We start from the raw sequence: 18,514 nt of genomic DNA, 5'->3' as shown, positions 1-18,514 counted from the left end.
AAAACAATTGCAGATGTTAAGTATCTTCCCGCATCCTTTGGGAAATGTTTCATTATCGGGATTGAAAAAAGATCAGGAGGATGCATGTTAAGATCACCCTTTTTTGTGACATTGCCATTGTATTCTGAATCAGCAAGATTTTTGACAGTCTCTTTCTCATCGTATCCAAGAGCCAAAGAAAGCGCTTTTCTGCTTGCAGTGACATTCATAACACCCCTGCTGTGCCCATCAAGTTTATGGAAAAAAACAAGTTTGTCTGTTTTTGAGGCGATTTTAGGTGCCTCAAAAACCGAGGATACTTCTTCCTCGATATCCTGTACAAGTCCTGCATTTCTCATTTTCTGAATGAACTCACGCATCATAACCACTCCAGCGTTCACCAATATCATGCTCCACACCGAGATGGTCAAGTGCTCTTGCAACAACCATATCCACAAGATCCTCTATTGTCTTTGGCCGGTGATAAAAACCCGGACTCATTACCATTATAGTTGCGCCTGCCTCATTTAATGAGAGCATATTTTTCAGATGAATTCTTGAGAGAGGCATCTCTCTTGGCATCAGTATACACTTTCGTCCTTCCTTTAAACAGACATCTGCAGCCCTCGTTATAAGATTGTTTGAAAAACCCGCATTTATGGCTGCAAGTGTCTTCATGCTGCAGGGGGCTATTATCATACCATCATATTTAAAAGAACCACTCGCAATATCTGCAAACATGTCATCTTCATCAAGATATGTGGCATTAAAACCGCCAAGTTCAACCTGCTCGTATTCTGCAATCTTTTTCGCTATATCAGATATTATTACATGCACTTCGGCACATTCACTTAATATCTCCAGAAGCCTTTTTGCATATATGATGCCGCTTGCACCTGTTATTCCAACAACATACTTTTTCATGAAATTTACCCTGGTTTTTTCAGATATTAATCAGTAATCGGAATTAATTCTCTAACTTAATTTGGGGTTAATGTGAAATTAAACTGACCATTATATAATTAGTTTATCCTGCTTCGTTGGTTTTTCAATATTAAGTACTTCATATGCGGCCTGTTCAACAAGTCTCCTGTTTTCAGATGTTGTGTATATGCCCATCCTCCACTGACTTTTCCGGGTCTCATTTAAAGTACCTGTAAGTGGGGACAGATCTTCAAGTGAAACCAGATCATTATGATTTCTAACCTGTACCTCTATAGACATTGAAGATGAAATAGGCGGGATGTCTACTAATACCTCTGTTTCAGCAATACCTGCCATTTCACAAACGGATCTGGCAATACTTCTCTCATCCTTTAACTCTATCAGTTTCTGAAGAGAGGAGAATTTCACCTGATCCATACCAATGTAAACCGCCCTTTTATAAAGATTTCTTGAATGAAGATTTTTTATCAGAAGCCTTGCCTCTTCCGATGGTGAATTTGAAATTCTCATATAAAACATACCATCATCCATCGACAAAATCTCATTTAAGTCCCCAAATTCAGTTGCTTTCAGGTGCTCCAGAGCTGCGTGTTTTACCATCGCCTCAGCAATTCTGCTTACATGATGAAAATATACGGCCGGACGCATCAGCGTTCTTGCTATGAGAAGTGATTCAGCAGCGTTAATTCCGTTTTCCTTAAGAACAAGTCCTTTATCTGTGAGATTTGTGCTTCTGATAAGTCTGTGTGCATCAACAGTCCCGTATGGAACACCCGTGTAATGTGCATCTCTTAAAAGGTAATCCATCCTGTCGACATCCAGATCCCCGTGAATTATTCCTGAAAGATAATGCTCTCCCACAACCATTGAACAGACATCAGCGGAATCAAGATTTAGTCCGGATAATTCATCTGCGATAGAACCCTTTGTAATAAGAGAATCTATCTCCTGATGACTTTTTCCAAGATATTTCTCCATTAATGGCTCTGTTGCATGGGAATACGGGCCGTGACCAATGTCATGCAAAAGTGCAGAGGCTGTGACCATAAGTACATCATCATCAGAAAGACCAAGACTCAGGCTCATAAGACGTGCAAGATGCATTGTTCCCAGCGAATGTTCAAATCGGGTATGATTTGCACCGGGATATACAAGATTTGAAAATCCCAGCTGCTTTATGTATCTTAGCCTTTGAACAGGCAGAGAATCAAGAAGAGGAAGTATTCTCTCATCAACTTCTACATATCCATGTACGGGATCCTGAATGATTTTCATTAAAATTACCTTTTTATCCAAAAATTTATAATAAATTCTTCAGAATTTTTGTTCATTAATGAATCCATTATGAAGAATAATAAATGTATTTCTTAGTAGATATTCCGAAGGAATATAGAATAACTAAAAAAAGGAAATTATTAAATTCATTTTAATGAAGAAAATCCGGGATAAAATAAGGAATCAAAAACCAAATAATATTGAATGTCGGATTAATTTCTGAAAGAATAAAAACATTAAAGCTGTTCATAATCATATTTGGTTATTATAATAAAAACAACATTAGAATATAAGGTCAGGATTTTGTTGTCATGGGGAGAGACAGATGAAAATATGTCCAATACAAGAAAATTGCCCATTTATAAATAAATATCGCAAATGTCAGGATCTGCAGGTAATAGTAGAAGGATTTCAATATCTTTACTGTAACGGCGGAAAAAAAACAGAGTGTAAAATAAAGCTATTATCTAATAACCTGGGAATTAATAATATTCCTGAAAATATGATGCCCGATGGGAAACCCCTGCCCGGAACGGATGCAACACTGTGGCCACAGGAAGCCAGAATATTTCTTTAAAGTCGTTAAACAAGTAAATTCTTTTTCTGCTGAATATATCTATTATAAGCAGTATAAAAAATAATAATGAAAATTACTTTCCTTTCCGGCGGTACAGGCACTCCCAAATTAATCAGGGGATTTCGGAGAAAAATGCCTGATGAAGATATATCAGTTATTGTCAATACTGCAGAAGACATGTGGATATACGGCAGTCACCTCTCTCCTGATATCGACACTCTGATTTACCTTTTTTCTGATATGTTAAACATTGACACATGGTGGGGCATAAAGAGTGATACAACATTAACAAACGATTTCTTAAAAGAGATCGGAGAAGACATATACCTCACACTTGGAGATAAAGACAGGGCAGTAAATATTGCAAGGGGAAGGATGTTAAGAGAAGGTCTTACACTTACGCAGGCGACAAAAGAGTTATGCCAAAGGCTGGGGTGTAGCGCAGACATAATGCCAATGACTGACACCGACGTCACAACAAAAATCCTGACAGATAAAGGTCTGATACATTTTCAGGAATACTGGGTCAGGCACAGGGGAAATGTCGGAATAAAAGAGATTGTAAGATCTTATAATGAAAAACCGGTTGCAACAAAAGAAGCCCTGCATGCAATAAAAAACTCAGATTTTGTAATCATCGGGCCTTCAAACCCTGTAACCAGCATATCACCTATTCTTGAATGCGAGGGCATCAAAGAAGCTTTAAAAGAAAAAACAGTAGTTTCCATAAGCCCTTTTATTGGAGACAGCCCGATAAGCGGTCCTGCAAAAGAACTTATGAAAGCCTGGGGAATGCCCCCTACATCAAAGGGCACTTATTCACTGTACAGCGATTTTGCTGACATTTTCATTCAGGATATAAGGGATAATGATTTTATTGATGATGCATTGAGATTTGATACTCTCATGGTAAACGAAGAAATAAGCAAGAATCTTGCGGATGATATAATTAAAGCAGTCAGAGAATTAATCTGACCTAAATGTTTATATTTCACCTGCCTGCAAATTTACTTCTATGTCAGATTATTATGCATTCAGCAGTATTGATACTGCAATTGACAAAACCAAATCCTTATTATGGCCTTTTAGAAAAGGCATCTGGCTGAGAATTGCCCTTATTTCAATATTCCTCGGCGGATTTTCATCCTTCAATCCTTTCCAGTTTACAACCGGACCCCAGAATATGCCATTTTCAACACCGGGTTCGGAGGCATTTCTAAATGAATTACCTTTAATTATTGGAATTATTGCTGTAATAATATGTTTAGTTCTTATTTTTGCTTATATCTCGAGCGTATTCCAGTTTCTTTTTGTAGAATGCCTCTCAAACAGGGAATTTTCAATACGTAAATATTTCAGGTCAAATATCGGCAGAGGCGCCAGACTATTCGGTTTTGAAATTCTGATAGGGATATTATTTACAGCAATAATAATCGCTGCAATGCTGGCTGTGTTTGCAGGAACCATAGATCTGTCTGCCACACCAAATTTTGGTTTTGTAATAGCCATTTTTCTTGCAATATTTTTACTTTCCATCCCCTTCGGGATTATTCTTCTATTTACAATCGATTTTGTCGTTCCGATAATGATAAAGGATAACTGCGGAATTACTGCGGGATGGAAGAGTTGCTGGGTTGTTATGAAAAAAGACTGGTGGCAGACAATAATCTATCTGGTAATGAGATTAATACTTGCAGTCGTGATAACTATACTCATGGTTATTGCAATCATAATTGCAGCCCTTATTCTGGCAATTCCTTTCCTTATCATAGGATTTATCGCTCTTAGCCTTTTGGGAAGCCTGGTTACAATCCCAATTTTTGTTATAATGCTGATAATTTACATAATCTGCCTGATTCCAATCACACTGATAATAAGTGTCCCGTTTATAACCTTTCAAAAACACTACACTCTGGATGTTCTTGGAAGCATGGAAGAAAAATACATAATGCTTCAATAACCCCTTTTTTATAGCTATCATTTATAATAAAAAAATGAATTTTTTTACAAAATCCCATCAAAATCACTTTATTATTTAAAATCAGAATAATTCTGCAAATGATTACATTCATCTCCGGGGGAGCTGATTCATTAAAACTTATAGGGGCATTTAGAAATCTTTTATATGACAATGAAATCGCAGTCGTAGCCAATACTTCAGACTGCATGTGGACAGACGGAAACCTTGTCTGCCCCGACCTTGACGATGTCATGTATCTTTTTTCAGGAAAACTGAATACTTCACAATGGACAGGAATCACAGGCGATACATACTCCACATATAATCTGCTTGAAAAAATCCCGGATATTCATACATATCCAATTGGAGAAAAAGCCAGAGCCATAAGCATTGCAAGAAGCAATATCCTGAGAAAAGGTGGCAACCTGACAGAATCAACTGAATTCCTGTGCAATTATTTTGGGATAATATCACAAATAATCCCTGCAACCGACAACAGATATTCTGCATATGCAGAGATTGAAAATGATACATTCACAATTCCGGAATTTAAGAATATTTACAGGGATGATTATAATGCGGAATTTAAGGCATCTGTAAAGATTGATCTAATAAAAGTTCCTGCCATTTCAGAAAAAGTAAAAGAGACTATTGAGAAAAGTGATGCGGTAATAATCGGTCCCGGAAGAATTAACACAACATTGTCCCCTCTTTTTGCCTGCAGAAATATGAGAAATCTCTTAAAAAAAAGCTTTGTTCTTTCAGTTCTTCCAAAAGTTCCAAAAGATTACTCGCCTGATAAATATCCTTCATATCAGAAGGTACTTGAAATCTACAGCTCTTTTTCAGATGTTATAATTCAGGACATAAAAGAAAATATGAATATTGCAGGTGCAGTCCGCCTTAATACAGGACTTAAATCCCGTCATAATGCAGAGTCATTCGCATGGGAACTTATGTCAGTTATCAGAAGCCGCAGCAATAAGATTATTTAGAAAGTCAATTGCTGCCAGCAGCAAATCAGCAATTTTGCCGGCAATTTTAAGAGCACTTTCCACATCTACATCAGAATGCAGAAGAGAATCTATATCATCAAGCCCTTCGGTGTTCAGACTGTTCCCCGCATTATTTGTGTAGGATGATGTCTGGGAAGGGGATTGTGAAACATAAGTAGCTACAGGTGTCGGAGTATTCCAGATTCCGGTTTGTACCGGCGCATCAAGATTCAGCTCATTGTTGAGAGAAACAGCATAATTATAAGCCATAACTGCCTTATCTTCTGCCTGACCTGCATAATCCCTTGTTATCACATAATCCAGATTATGGAATTTATCCTGTGCCAGCACAAGGAGAGTCCTTGCATTGTCATTGTATGACTTTATTACCCACACTCTTGAATCTCCGGACAGCCCCTTTGAAGATTCAAAATATTGAACCATGGAATCAACAGAATTTATCTTTTGTTCTGCCTGATTTATTGCAGTTTCTGCCCATGAAACATTCAGAATAGCCTTTGCTTCTTCAATATATAAATCAGCAGAAGACAAAAGACTGCTCTGAACAGAAGGTGATGAATAACCTGCTGCAGATATCGCATCACTGGCATCGGAATATTTCTCTTCTGCGGATCTGGTATCCACACCCTGCAGATATAACCCGTCTATCTCAGACCGCAGATTTGAAAGCTTAATCTCCATAGAATTCTGAACTCCCCCCAGCTCGGAAGGATTTAAAAAAACTCTCTGGACATTCTCAGAGGACTGGATATTTCCTCCCGCATCATAGTGCGTGACAGTAAAAATGCTGTAATTTCCTGTCGATGCAACAGAAGGAACTGTGCCGTTTAATTTAACCTCAATAAGGGTCTGATAAACACGTGAATAATAAAGCTCAAAACCTGTTATTGTCTCATATCGCCCGAATCTTTTGGGCAGATCCTGTCTGGCGCCGTCCATCACTATAGAAAACTGCCATATAGCATCACTAAGATCAGTATAGAACTCTATTGATTCAGCATCCGAGTCAAAAGCATACCGGACAGTATAATGACAAACAACATCAGCACCGGGTTCAAGACTCCCTTCCGGATTCATATAACCCCATACTTCAAGCTCGTCACCAGCCAGTACCGGTATTGTAAAGGAAATTAATAAAAGCACAAAAATTACGGAGAGAACAGTTCTTTCAAAGTGAGAGGATGACATATATGATGATATATTATTATTTAAAAGGATATATTTTTATTACATCCCTTTTACCAGAAGTGTTGTAACTTTGCTGTTCATAACAACTGCCGAACTTACACTCCCTAAAAGCAGTCTTTCCAGATTTGTCTTACCCTTTGTACCCATCACTATGAGATCCGCATTTATCTCATCAGAAAGTGAAAGGATCTCTTCCCTCGGATCTCCAAAAGATTTGTGAAGTACAATATCAATACCTTCTTCACTTGATATCTCCTCAGCATTTTTCAGGACTTTGTGCGCTTCTGTTGCCAGAATTTCATTCATAAATTCAGGACTGGTATCAGCTGTACCTGTGGAAGAGTCAATCATCATCTGATGTGTTAAAACATGCTGTATAACATATACTGCATGAAGCTCGGCATCCCTTAACTCTGCTTCCTGAATTGCTGTGTATAAGGCTTTTTCAGATATTAATGACCCGTCAAGTGCAACAAGAATTTTTCTGAACATAAATGTATTAGTTTCAGCAAAGTTGACATAATAAATTATCTGCCTGATAATTGTCAAAATTCGTTTTTTTTACATTTTTTTTATGACAAATTGCAAAACAAAAATAATAGTTCAGAACACATATTATTGCAGATATTTTATGAGAATACCACTGAAAGAAGTAACACCCGAATTGCAGACCGCAGAAGTCATAGGATGGGTCCACGAAATAAGAGACCTTGGCGGACTTGCATTCTATATTCTAAGAGACAGAACCGGATTTTTACAGGCTACTGTTGTTAAAAAGAAGGCTCCGGAAGAAGTTTTAATTGCTGCAAAAGAAGTTTCACGCGAATCTGTTGTAAGAATAACAGGAATCGTTAAGGAATCAGAAAAGGCACCGGGCGGACGCGAGATAATTCCGGAATTTTTTGAGATTATAAGCAGGGCAGAAACACCCCTCCCCCTCGATGTTTCCGAGAAAGTTCTTGCAGAGGTTGACACCAGACTTGACAACCGCTATCTTGATGCAAGAAGACCAAAAGTTGCTGCAATATTTCAGATAAGAAATGCCGCAACACATGCTATAAACGATTATCTCTACAATGAAGGATTTCTAAATATCACAACATCAAAGGTAGTTGCAGCGGCAACAGAAGGGGGAACAGAGCTTTTTCCTATCGCTTACTTTGAGAAAGAGGCATTTTTAAACCAAAGTCCGCAGCTTTATAAGCAGATGATGATGGCAGCAGGATTTGAGAAAGTTTTTGAGATAGGCCCCATTTTCAGAGCAGAGGAGCACAATACAACAAGACACCTAAATGAGGCAACATCAATCGATGTTGAGATCTCTTTTGCCGATCACAATGATGTAATGGATCTTTTGGAAAATGTCATGATTGCAGCATACGAAAATGTTGACAAAACATGCACTGATGCAATTGAAACTCTTGGAGTTGACTTAAAAATCCCTAAGAAAGGTTTCCCAAAGCTCACCTACTCAGAAGCAATTGATATTGCGGCAGTCTCAATAGAAGAAGATATTGCATACGGCGATGATCTTTCGACATCTGCAGAACGAGCTATTGGTGAAGAGATGGGAGAGCACTATTTCATCACAGACTGGCCAACATCCATAAAACCATACTATGCAATGCCTTACGAGGATGAACCTGAAATATGCAAGGCTTTTGATATGATGCACCCCAGAATGGAGCTTTCAAGCGGTGCACAGCGTATTCATCAGCATGATCTCCTGATCAAACAGATAAAACAGAAAGGCATGTCTCCTGAAAGTTTTGAATTCTATTTAAAGCCATTCAGATATGGAATGCCGCCTCACGCAGGATGGGGTGTGGGTATGGAACGTCTTATTATGACAATGCTTGAACTTCCAAACATCAGAGAGGCAGTACTCTTCCCGCGTGACAGGCACAGAGTTACACCATGAAAATGACCGAAAAACTTCTTCCCACAACAGTTGTGGGAAGTTACCCCGCAGTCAGCAAAAAAGGCCTTAAATCAGTATTCAGTCCACATGCAGCAGCACTGGACACAGCTGTCACAGATCAGATAGAGGCCGGGGTGGATATCATATCATCCGGACAGATACGTGGAGATATGATTACATCACTAACCTCCCAGATTCCGGGAATTAATGATCAGAGAGTTACAGGTACATTAAAACCTACTCAGAAACCAATGACTGCCGCTGATACAAAATACGCAATATCAAGGCATCAAAAAGTCAAGGCAATGCTTGCCGGGCCAACGACCATCTCTCATGCACTAAAAATTGATACGCCACTGTACAGAAACAGAAACGAATTAATTTTAGACCTTGCAAAGATTATCGCAACCGAAGCTTTAAGACTGGAATCGCTTGGAATAGCAATATTTCAGATTGACGAACCGATTCTTTCAACAGGTACCGCTGATATGGACACTGCATACCAGGCAATTAATGCAATAACCTCTGTATTAAAAGTCCCGACATGCATGCATGTCTGCGGGAATATAGAAGGCATCATAGACGATCTAATAAAAATGCCTGTTGATATCCTGGACTTTGAGTTTTCATGCAGTCCGGAAAACCTGGAAATATTATCAAAAAAAGAACTGGCCGGCAAAAAGATAGGATTCGGTGCAGTGGATTCCGCTTTTTCCGGAATAGATACTGTTGAGATAATAAAATCAAGAATTGAGAAGGGTGTTGATATATTCGGGCCTGAAAAAATCCTTGTTGACCCAGACTGCGGTCTCCGGATGCACACACGGGAAGTTGCATTTGGAAAACTAAAAAATATGGTTCTTGCTGCAGATGAGATTCGTAACAGTCTGTAAATAATAAAAAATTACGTGAGTTTTTATGGATGAAAGGTTTAGAAATAATTTTGATTTTTTGAGGTTTCTTGCCGCAGGTCTTATAATATTTTCACACTCCTTTGCCCTTTATTTAGGATATGAAAATGTCTTTGTCTTTGACTGGCATCTTCTTGTAGGGCAGTTTGGTCTTGCAACCCTTCTTGTAATAAGCGGTTACCTGATTACTCAGAGCTGGGAAAGAAAACCGGACATAAAAATATTTTTCTGGAAAAGAGGACTCAGAATCATTCCCGGAATGCTTGCATCAATATTTTTTGTGATGTTTATTATAGGCCCTGTTGCAACTGATTTAAGCCTCACTGAATATTTCTCAAACCTGCTTGATTTCTCAACATGGACTGCACTGCCATTTTATACAAACGGTGCAGCAACAGGTCTTTTTGCCACAAATCCGGTAACCTATGTAAATGCACCTCTCTGGACAATTCCGTTTGAGTTTTTCTTATATCTGATAATTGTCTGTTTGGGACTGGCAGGAATACTTTTCAGAAAAGGATCAATGCTTCCCTTAATATTTGCAACTGCTTTTTTCTGGGCACTGTGGTATGAGAATCCGGCACTAAATAAGATTCGTTTTGCACTATATTTCCTGATTGGTGCCTATATATGTCTCAACAGGAAAAAAATTGAATATAAATTGTGGATAGCAGGAGTTTTATGGATCCCTGTAATTATTTCTTATAATACACCATTTATGTTCCTCTTCGCCTTCATTGCAATACCTTACACTGTGCTTTTGATTGCATATCTCCCTTCAGAAAAATTCAATCATTTCGGAAAATATGGAGATTTTTCATTTGGAATGTTTATTTATGCATATCCGATTCAGCAGACAATCATCCATCTGATTCCGGATGTTGAAATTCCTGCATTAATGGTTCTTTCATATGCATTTTCAATACCGGCAGCAGTCATATCGTGGCACCTGATAGAAAAGCATGCACTCTCACTGAAAAAAAATATACCTTCCTTTTGGAAAAAGACAGGTAAAAAAACTGATTGATTTCAAATAACCCTTCCGGTTGTTGAAAGTTCAATTCCGAATGACATTATATTATAAGGATAGGCCCTTTTCGGCACATCATTACCATAGATTTTATTTATTGTGAGACTTCTCTCAATTTCATTTCCATGCAGATTCTCAGAAAGTGTAATAAAAATATCAGAATAACGACTGATTTTTGCCTCATCCGCAGGGGAATGAACCCCGCGATACATAATAAAAAGGATATTACCCCCGTTTTCTTTTATCTCCTCTGATCCCTTGGTTAAAAGATAAACAGCTGCATCAATACCATACTTTAAAATAACCGTAGAAAGGGAATCCACAACAACCCACTCTCCTTTCATCGCTGCAGATAATTCCTGGACGCTGAAGTCTCCTGCCCAAATCATTCCTCCTCCGGGAATGTTATCAAGAATCAGATATGAACTTTCTTTAGATTCATCGGCAAGCCAGAACTGTGTTGCAAAAAGCTCACATCCTGAAAGAGCCTCTCCAAAAACAATCATGGATCTTCCTTTGGGTATACCTCCTTCCAGCTGAAAATCAAGACCCACAACCCCGGTAGATCTCTTTTCAGACTTAATAGAAGTAATATTCTCAATTTCAGGTGACATAGCGTATATTTTACTCTGTTTTTATAAATAAAAAAGATATCCGGAAAACACAGAACTGATTATCAGGATACAATCTGTTCATTGCAATATCTTTCCCGTAATTCCCGCCGCAGTAATTTCCATCCGTTAACACGTGGAAGTTCATTGAGAATTATATATTCACGTGGAACTTTATATCTGGCCAGTCGTTTATTGCAAAAATCAATCAGGGAAGCTTTATCGACATTTTTGCCTGTTACAGGCACAACAGCCGCAACAGGTATCTCCCCCATATGGATGTCAGGACATCCGAATAATGCAACATCATCCACGTCGGGGTGTTCTATAAGCACTTTTTCAACCTCTGTCGGATATATTTTCCAGCCTGACATAACTATCATATCCTTTTTCCGATCAGTTATTGAAAGCATCCCGTCATTATCGATATAACCGATATCTCCTGTTAAAAACCAGCCCCCTGATAGGAACACTTTTTCTGTTTCTTCTTCCATCTTCCAGTAACCTTTTGCAACAGCAGGCCCCCTTAGAGCTATCTCTCCTATTCCGTTACCGGAAATTTCCACAGACGGATCGTTTGTATCAACTATCTTCATCTCAGTGAAACCTACAGGGCGGCCGACACTCATGAACTCATCTGCATATCTGTAATCTTCAGGTCTGATTGCTGTCCCCGTCCCCACAACAATTGTTTCAGAAAGACCATACGCATTTACTACAGGAACATTAAAACGCCTGAAAAAATCACCCCATACACTTGGATGAAGCGGTCCGCCCCCGCTTATCATCTCTCTTGCTGATGAAAACTTATCTTCGGTGCCTTCCTTAGTCTTTAAAAGAGAGTGGATTACCGGAGGCATTCCCGCAACAACTGTTGCCTTATACCTGTCTGCCAGGTCAATATAATCATCAAGATCAAATTTATCCATTATAATCCAGGTTGCACCGCCTTTAAGGGATGATATACCCCAGGATATACCCACGTGAGCCATAGGATAAATGCCCAGATAAACATCACCAGGGCAAAAACCCAGAAGATCGCACTCAGCATCAAGTGCCGCCATCCAGTTCCCGTGGGTTAACATTGCACCTTTCTGCCTTCCGGTTGTACCTGATGTGTACTGCAACTGGCAAATGTCATCTGCACTGCAGTTTACAGGTCGCATATATCCGGGCATACCGGAAAGAGAGTCTTCCCACTGAGTATTCCCGGTTACAAAAACACGGGTTTTTGATAAAGTAGCAGAACATGCAGCCTCTGCTATATTTTCTCCGGACTCATCAGTGATAATTCCAACAGCGCCCGAATTATCAAGCAGGTACAATACTTCTGATTCACAAAGCACAATATTCAAAGGTACTGCAACGGCTCCAATTCTCCATATTGCAAAATAAAAAAGCAGATATTCAGGTGTTGCAGGAAGATAGATGCATACTCTGTCCCCTTTTGAAATCCCGAATGAAGACAACAGATTTGCATGACGGCAGACAGAGTCAAGCATTTCAGCATATGTATAATATCTGTCTTCGCATGGGAATATCAGCGCTTTTTTATCCCCAAATCTTTTATTTACATCAAGAAATGTAGTACAGTTGGACAAAACTCTTCTCCTCCATTGCAGCGTCAGCAGAAAAAAACAGATCTGCTATGTATAATTCTGCTCATCATAGGATAATAATAACGAAAATAATTTTTGAATATTATTGATATTCAACAGGCTGAACCTGTGCCGGAAGACCACCTTTGAAATGTTGTTTTATCCTTTCATATTGCTCTCTCACTCTGTCATTCATCATTGGATGAACCTTTTTCAGAGCCTTTTCAAAATGACTTTCAGAAACACGGATTTTACCATCACGCATCGCAAACATCGCTGCCTCACGGCATAAAAGCTCAAGATCCGAGCCCACATAACCGGCTGTTTTTACAGAAAGCCTGGCAAACAACTCATCTCTTTTTGGATCTTTTATATATAAAGCATTTTTAAGAAGCTGCTCAACAATTATTTTTCTTCTGCGTCCTTCTGACAAAACAGGTGAATCCTTCACCTCAGGAGCAATGAAACATGATTTCAATTCATCAGCAGTAATCTGCCTGTTAATTGAAAAATTTCTTGTCTTACTCAGACCGTTAAAAGCCTCTTCAAAAACACTCTCATCATAGAGTTTTGTATATTCTATAATCTCATCAATAACCGAACCCTCAATTGGCATATATTTAGAATGTATCTGAAGAATTCTCATTCTGGACTTCTCATTAGGTTCACCTACGAATACAAGACGATCAAATCTGCCTGCCCTCAGTAATGCAGGATCAATCATATCAGGCCGGTTTGTTGCACCCATTACAACAACACCTGTGAGATCCTCCAGTCCGTCAAACTCAGTAAGAATCTGATTTAAGACACTCTCGATAACCCTTGATTCCGAACCTCCGCCTCTTGCCGGGGCCAGAGCATCAAGTTCATCAAAAAATATTATAGAAGGAGCTACCTGACGGGCTTTTCTGAATACTTCACGTACTGCACGCTCACTTTCACCCACCCATTTGGACAGGAGCTGAGGGCCCCTCACAGGAATGAAATTTGCACCACTCTCATTTGCCACAGCCTTGGCAATAAGAGTCTTTCCGGTGCCGGGAGGACCATATAATAAAACACCCTTTGGAGGCTCTATCCCCAGATTTTCAAATTTTTCTCTGCGTGTCAAAGGATATTCCACCGCCTCGCGAACCTCTTCTTTCTCAATTGCAAGTCCCCCAACATCAGACCATGTTACATGAGATACCTCAAGGAACACTTCACGCATTGCACTCGGGTTGATCTCTCTTAATGCATCACGGAAATCCTTGATTCGTATCTCCATGGATTCCAGGACTTCCTGGGGGATCTCATCTGATTCCAGATCAATATCAGGCAGATATCTTCGAAGTGCCCTCATTGCCGCTTCACGCGCAAGAGATGCCAAATCCGCACCCACAAAACCGTTTGTCTTTGATGAAAATTCATCCAGCATCATCTCACGGTTTTTGTGTGTTTCATCGGTGATAGTCTTAAATTCTTCTTCAAGTTTTTCTTTTATGTCCCCTTCAGCTAATTCACACTCTTTTCTCTTCGCGATTATCAGATTTTCACCTTCAATCGGCATGCCCCTTGTGTGAATCCTTAGAATTTCAAGCCTGTCCTCTTCGCCGGGGACACCTATTTCTATCTCCCTGTCAAATCTTCCGGGTCTCCTCAGAGCCTGATCAATGGCATCAAGTCTGTTTGTGGCACCAATAACAACTACCTGACCCCTCTCCTCAAGACCGTCCATCATTGTCAGTAACTGCGCTACAACTCTTCTCTCAACCTCTCCGGTGACATCCTCACGCTTTGGTGCTATTGAGTCAAGTTCATCAATGAAAACAATAGAAGGAGCATTATCCTCAGCCTCATCAAAGATCTCCCGTAACCGCTGCTCACTCTCACCATAATACTTTGAAATTATTTCAGGACCGGCAATTGATATAAAGTGCGCCCCGCTCTCATTGGCAACTGCTTTTGCAATAAGAGTCTTTCCGGTTCCCGGAGGACCATAAAGCAGAACACCTTTTGGAGGATCAATTCCTAACTTTCTAAAAAGTTCAGGATGTCTCATAGGAAGTTCAATTGTCTCCCTGACATTCTGAAGTTCTCCTTTTAGACCTCCTATATCCTCATAGGATATCATTCTGAGCCCTTCAAAACCCTCCGCAGGTTTGTCTGAAAATTCAATTTCAGTATCCCGGGATATGATCACAGCATCTTCAGGCTCAATAAGTACAACTTTAAAAGCTACAGTCTGCGGCTGCATAAAGGGAAGTCCTGCAATAACAGGCACGCTGTCATCTTTCACTACAGGATAGTCGATTAGTCTTGCTATTGCACTATTGTAATTTATTGGAAGCTGTTTGGGCAGATCTTCCGGGGGTGCAAGAATGACGGTCTCTGCCGCAACAGCGGATTCTACAGGAGTTATTGTTACTCTGTCACCTATACTTATACCTGCATTCAGTCTTGTATAATTGTCAATGCGGATCTTCTCCTGATTCCAGTCATTAACCAGCATACGCCAGACCTTGGCAACAGTCCGGTTTTTTCCATTTATATATATCAAATCACCGGGGGATAGATGAAGATGAAGCATCGTCTCCGGATCAAGCCTTGCCCTGCCCCCTCCCTGATCCTCGGGATAGGCACTATCTACTTTCAAACTTATCATAGAACCACCTTAACACTCATATATCCAACAGTTTATAAGTACTTGTCAGTTATGAAAATTCTCCTCTTCGATCCATTTCACGGTGCTGCAGGCGATATGATTATCGGTGCTCTTCTAAGTCTGGGTGCCGACAAAAAGTCTGTTGAAGATGCAATGTCCTCTGTCGTTGCAAAACCGGACTTTAATGTTGTTAAAAGGTGTGGAATATCGGCACTTAAAGTTGAGACAAATGCGAAAAAAACGCACAGGAATCTGAATCAGGTATTAGATATAATCGAAAAGTCGGCAGCACCAAAAGAAGCCATAGTTATGGCAAAGAAAGTCTTTGAGCGAATTCAAAAGGGTGAAACCGCAGTACACGGAGAAATTACCCATTTTCATGAAGTTGGTGCCGATGATGCAATTGCAGATGTTCTGGGTGCCTGCACAGCTTTTTTTTCACTGAAACCCGATGCAGTATACATTAAGCCTGTCAATCTTGGAGACGGAAGTGTGATGACAGAGCATGGAAAAATGCCGGTACCTGCTCCCGCCACAGTTGAGATTCTGATGGAATCCGGCCTGAAAACATTATCAGGAAAAAGCCCCCAGGATGGAGAATTATGCACACCTACAGGTGCTGCACTTCTCTCAGAATTTTATCAGAATAATAAGTACCAGCCGGATGGCCGGATTATTTCTGTAGGGTACGGTGCAGGAACCAGAGATCCAAAGGATGTTCCTAATGTTTTAAGGGCCACAATCATCGAATCTGATTCCTCATGCAAAGATATTGTTGAGATTCTTGAAACTAACGTGGATGATGTAACAGGCGAAGTGCTTGCATATGCAATGCAGCGAATAATGGATGAAGGCGCACGTGATATATCGTCCATACCAGTCACAATGAAAAAAGGAAGAAGCGGTTTTTTAATACGGGTTATATGTTCACCGGGAGATTCGGATAAATTTGTTAGAATTTTGTCAGAAGAGCTTGGAACACTTGGAATTCGTCACATGCAGGCTGTCCATAGATCAATTTTGAAGCGTTCCTTTGAAGAAGTGAAACTTTCAATAATGGGTGAAACTTATAGTATAAATGTTAAAATAGGCTGGATTGAGAAAAAACCTGCAAATATAAAGGCTGAATTTGAAGATGCCAAAATATGTGCACAAAAAACAGGTCTTCCAATAAAAGAGATCACTCTAATGGCAGAGAATATTGCATTAAAAAAAGTCTCCTAAATATAAGGTCAGAAATTATGGACATTTCCAAAATAGAAACAAATTGTAAAGGTTTTGATGAACTTGTCGGCGGCGGTCTCGAAAGAAAAACAATCACCCAGATATATGGAGAACCTGCTGCGGGAAAAAGCACAATTGCAATTATGGGTGCGGTAAGCGTATTAAAATCAGGTAAATCTGTCATAGTAATTGACAGTGAAGGGTTTTCAATAGAAAGATTCAGGCAGATTTGCGGAGATGATGCCGAATCACTCTCTGAAAATCTATTTCTCTTTGAACCTCTTGATTTCACCGAGCAGGGACTTATGATTGCAGAATGCGATCCCCTTTTGAGGACAAATAATATCGGATTAATTGTTCTGGATTCGGCAACAGCTCTCTACCGGACTGAACTGGGGCACGCAGGAGAAGGCCAGAAAAAACTTGGGAGACAAATTGTTCATCTTTTAGGATATGCAAGACGTTACAACATTCCTGTGCTTGTCACAAATCAGGTTTTCATGGATATCAACAATGATGTTCTTTCAGGTCTTGGAGGAACTTCCCTTAAACATATTTCAAAGATTATTGTCAGAGTTGAAAAATACTCTTCCCACAGAAGGGCAGTCCTTGAGAAACACAGATCCAAAAAGGAAGGCGGATCTTTTGAATTTAAAATGGTAAATGAAGGGATTAAAGAGGTATAATTCCCGAAAAAACAGTCTCTGCAGGCCCCTGCATCTTCGCGCGACCATCTTTTATTGATATAATCAGAGGGCCTCCTTTAGTATTAACAAGAACAGTCTCTCCGGTTTTTTCTGTTTTAACCGCAACCGCTGCACATGCAGTCGAACCTGTACCGCAGCTGAATGTTTCATCCTCAACACCCCTCTCATATGTGCGTATTGTTATCTCATTATCTCCTGTAACTTCAACAAAATTCACGTTTGCCCCTTCAGGAAATGATTTATGATAACGAATTTTTGGTGCAATTCCACATACATCGATTTCATCAACCGATTTTGTGAACACAACTGCATGAGGAACTCCTGTATTTACAGCATAGACCATCAGACCATTAATCTCCTCCATGTACTCTCCTTTTCCTGTTGCAGGTATCTCAGAGCGCTCCCGGCGGACTTCTCCCATATCAATAGTTGCCGTGAACTCATCAGAATCGTTGTAATCCATATCTACGTCTAAAACGCCTGACATTGTTTCAATACTGCATTTTTTCCCAACATATTTCATATCATATGCATATTTTGCAAGACAGCGGATTCCGTTTCCGCACATCTCAGCCTCGCTGGCATCCGGCTGAATAAGTCTCATTCTGATATCTGCTTCTTTTGAAGATGAGAGAAACAAAATACCGTCCGCACCCACTCCAAAACGCCTGTCACAGTAGAGTTTTGCAAACTCCCCCTTCATATCATCAGGTATTATCACACTGTCTTTTTCGTCAATTAAAACGAAATCATTCCCGTTTCCCTGAAGTTTTACAAAATGTATCTCCATTAGTTAAGCTCACCTGTTTCTAAAGTATCTCTTTTGCATAAAGTAACTAACTTTCTAAAAAAAGTCCAGTGAGAATATTTGTTAAATTTAAAATGGAAATAAATTTAATTGCCCCATTTTTCAAGGGCAATTCTTAGT

The 18,514-nt window shown here is 39.6% G+C and carries 18 protein-coding genes; 9 read left to right on the top strand and 9 right to left on the bottom strand.

The annotated features are described in order from the left end of the window. From ACTB1O_RS05085 to ACTB1O_RS05075, 3 genes are all read right to left on the bottom strand, one after another. On the bottom strand, positions 1-380 hold a 380-nt coding region (locus tag ACTB1O_RS05085), incomplete at its 3' end, for a UbiD family decarboxylase domain-containing protein (protein WP_462994057.1). Beyond that, positions 352-903 carry a UbiX family flavin prenyltransferase gene (locus ACTB1O_RS05080; protein WP_462994056.1) on the bottom strand — a complete coding sequence of 184 codons (552 nt, stop codon included), beginning with the start codon at positions 901-903 and terminating at the stop codon, positions 352-354. The genes ACTB1O_RS05085 and ACTB1O_RS05080, both read right to left, overlap by 29 nt. Positions 904-993: 90 nt before the next feature. Next, positions 994-2,199: an HD domain-containing protein gene (locus tag ACTB1O_RS05075; protein ID WP_462994055.1), complete on the bottom strand. Its 1,206-nt coding sequence runs from the start codon at positions 2,197-2,199 to the stop codon at positions 994-996. Positions 2,200-2,524: 325 nt separating this feature from the next. Here ACTB1O_RS05075 and ACTB1O_RS05070 point away from each other — a divergent pair, with 325 nt between their 5' ends. The 4 genes from ACTB1O_RS05070 (at position 2,525) to ACTB1O_RS05055 (ending at position 5,731) form a co-directional block, all read left to right on the top strand. Then, positions 2,525-2,776: a hypothetical protein gene (locus tag ACTB1O_RS05070; RefSeq protein WP_462994054.1), complete on the top strand. Its 252-nt coding sequence runs from the start codon at positions 2,525-2,527 to the stop codon at positions 2,774-2,776. 66 nt (positions 2,777-2,842) lie between these two features. Then, positions 2,843-3,751, top strand: coding sequence for a 2-phospho-L-lactate transferase (cofD, locus tag ACTB1O_RS05065; RefSeq protein ID WP_462994053.1), 909 nt, complete (start codon positions 2,843-2,845; stop codon positions 3,749-3,751). Positions 3,752-3,791: 40 nt separating this feature from the next. Beyond that, positions 3,792-4,736: a DUF7544 domain-containing protein gene (locus ACTB1O_RS05060; protein WP_462994052.1), complete on the top strand. Its 945-nt coding sequence runs from the start codon at positions 3,792-3,794 to the stop codon at positions 4,734-4,736. A gap of 98 nt (positions 4,737-4,834) precedes the next feature. Next, complete coding sequence (locus tag ACTB1O_RS05055; RefSeq protein WP_462994051.1) at positions 4,835-5,731, top strand: 2-phospho-L-lactate transferase CofD family protein; 897 nt, start codon at positions 4,835-4,837, stop codon at positions 5,729-5,731. Here the strand turns inward: ACTB1O_RS05055 and ACTB1O_RS05050 are convergent. Both ACTB1O_RS05050 and ACTB1O_RS05045 read right to left on the bottom strand, forming a co-directional pair. Beyond that, positions 5,696-6,940 carry a hypothetical protein gene (locus ACTB1O_RS05050; protein ID WP_462994050.1) on the bottom strand — a complete coding sequence of 415 codons (1,245 nt, stop codon included), beginning with the start codon at positions 6,938-6,940 and terminating at the stop codon, positions 5,696-5,698. The genes ACTB1O_RS05055 and ACTB1O_RS05050 overlap by 36 nt on opposite strands. Before the next feature lie 39 nt (positions 6,941-6,979). Beyond that, positions 6,980-7,432, bottom strand: coding sequence for a universal stress protein (locus tag ACTB1O_RS05045; protein ID WP_462994049.1), 453 nt, complete (start codon positions 7,430-7,432; stop codon positions 6,980-6,982). Positions 7,433-7,571: 139 nt separating this feature from the next. On the opposite strand from ACTB1O_RS05045, the gene aspS reads away from it, so the two are divergent. Genes aspS through ACTB1O_RS05030 form a run of 3 tightly spaced genes read left to right on the top strand, consistent with a single transcriptional unit; the run spans position 7,572 to position 10,799 of the window. Then, positions 7,572-8,861 (top strand): aspartate--tRNA(Asn) ligase, encoded by a 1,290-nt coding sequence (aspS, locus tag ACTB1O_RS05040; protein WP_462994048.1) that lies wholly within the window; start codon positions 7,572-7,574, stop codon positions 8,859-8,861. Beyond that, positions 8,858-9,754: a methionine synthase gene (locus ACTB1O_RS05035; protein ID WP_462994047.1), complete on the top strand. Its 897-nt coding sequence runs from the start codon at positions 8,858-8,860 to the stop codon at positions 9,752-9,754. The genes aspS and ACTB1O_RS05035 overlap by 4 nt, the downstream gene beginning before the upstream one ends. A 25-nt stretch (positions 9,755-9,779) precedes the next feature. Beyond that, positions 9,780-10,799 (top strand): acyltransferase family protein, encoded by a 1,020-nt coding sequence (locus tag ACTB1O_RS05030; RefSeq protein ID WP_462994046.1) that lies wholly within the window; start codon positions 9,780-9,782, stop codon positions 10,797-10,799. Positions 10,800-10,801: 2 nt separating this feature from the next. Here the strand turns inward: ACTB1O_RS05030 and ACTB1O_RS05025 are convergent, their stop codons facing one another. The 3 genes from ACTB1O_RS05025 to ACTB1O_RS05015 form a co-directional block, all read right to left on the bottom strand. Next, a complete protein-coding gene (locus ACTB1O_RS05025; protein ID WP_462994045.1) occupies positions 10,802-11,416 on the bottom strand; it encodes an RAD55 family ATPase in 615 nt (204 codons plus the stop codon). A gap of 62 nt (positions 11,417-11,478) precedes the next feature. Further along, on the bottom strand, positions 11,479-13,014 hold the full coding sequence (locus ACTB1O_RS05020; RefSeq protein ID WP_462994044.1) for a class I adenylate-forming enzyme family protein: 1,536 nt from the start codon (positions 13,012-13,014) through the stop codon (positions 11,479-11,481). Positions 13,015-13,114: 100 nt separating this feature from the next. Next, the gene (locus ACTB1O_RS05015; RefSeq protein ID WP_462994043.1) at positions 13,115-15,655 is read right to left on the bottom strand and encodes a CDC48 family AAA ATPase; all 2,541 of its coding nucleotides are present in this window, start codon (positions 15,653-15,655) and stop codon (positions 13,115-13,117) included. Between the two features lie 51 nt (positions 15,656-15,706). Here ACTB1O_RS05015 and larC point away from each other — a divergent pair, with 51 nt between their 5' ends. Both larC and radB read left to right on the top strand, forming a co-directional pair. Further along, positions 15,707-16,879: a nickel pincer cofactor biosynthesis protein LarC gene (gene larC, locus ACTB1O_RS05010; protein ID WP_462994042.1), complete on the top strand. Its 1,173-nt coding sequence runs from the start codon at positions 15,707-15,709 to the stop codon at positions 16,877-16,879. 17 nt (positions 16,880-16,896) lie between these two features. Then, positions 16,897-17,565, top strand: a complete 669-nt coding sequence (radB, locus tag ACTB1O_RS05005) for a DNA repair and recombination protein RadB (RefSeq protein ID WP_462994041.1) — start codon at positions 16,897-16,899, stop codon at positions 17,563-17,565. Here the strand turns inward: radB and dapF are convergent. Then, positions 17,552-18,376 (bottom strand): diaminopimelate epimerase, encoded by an 825-nt coding sequence (gene dapF, locus ACTB1O_RS05000; protein WP_462994040.1) that lies wholly within the window; start codon positions 18,374-18,376, stop codon positions 17,552-17,554. The two genes, radB and dapF, sit on opposite strands and share 14 nt — an antisense overlap. Positions 18,377-18,514: the final 138 nt, after the last annotated feature.

Source organism: Methanomicrobium sp. (assembly GCF_055145805.1).
The sequence above is the reverse complement of the archived record's forward strand: the minus strand, read 5'-3'. Positions and strand labels throughout refer to the sequence as shown.